General features: G+C 70.3%; 1 pseudogene. It reads right to left on the minus strand.

Going from position 1 to position 556, the window contains the following annotated elements:
- A pseudogene (locus LPA54_RS35845) lies at nucleotides 1-200 on the minus strand (siphovirus ReqiPepy6 Gp37-like family protein); the annotation flags it as partial.
- Between the last annotated feature and the right edge of the window lie 356 nt (nucleotides 201-556).

A 556-nucleotide genomic window follows, 5' to 3' on the forward strand; every position in this document is an offset into this window, starting at 1 on the left:
GCGAACTGCTTGGTCGGCTCGGGGTAGGTGAGGTAGCCCGCCACCCGGGCGAGGTCGTCGGAGAACCGGACGGTGACCGTGCCGCCGGCGTTCGCATTGAGGTCCCACGCGTAGTCCTGGGGTTCCTCCATCGGGCCTGCGCACCAGACCTGCTTGTCGCGGACGACGACCAGGCGGTGCCCGGGCTGCAGCAGCTCCATGTTCCCGGGCCACGCCGGCAGCTTCACCTCCCCCGCCGCGCGGGTGCGGGTCCGAGGTGAGCACGTAGGGCGCCGCGCCCAGCCCGGACACTCCTTTGGCGAGGGTGTACCAGTCGGCGGTCAGGTCGGTCATCGGCCACCGCGTCCCGGCCGGGTCGATGTACGTGACGACCGCGTACCCGACTTCGGGGAGTTCGACCGGTGGTGTGGTCGGCTCCTCCGGGGTGACGACCGGTGCTGTGATCAGGGGCATCTACTCAGGCCTCCCCACGCGCTGACGCGCCTCCTCCTGCCGCTGCAGCAGCCGCAGGTCCTCCACGTCGATCACCGATTTGCGGGGGTAGACCTGATAGGTC

It is taken from the genome of Streptomyces sp. DH12, from assembly GCF_020873895.1.
In the GTDB taxonomy this organism is placed as follows: domain Bacteria; phylum Actinomycetota; class Actinomycetes; order Streptomycetales; family Streptomycetaceae; genus Streptomyces.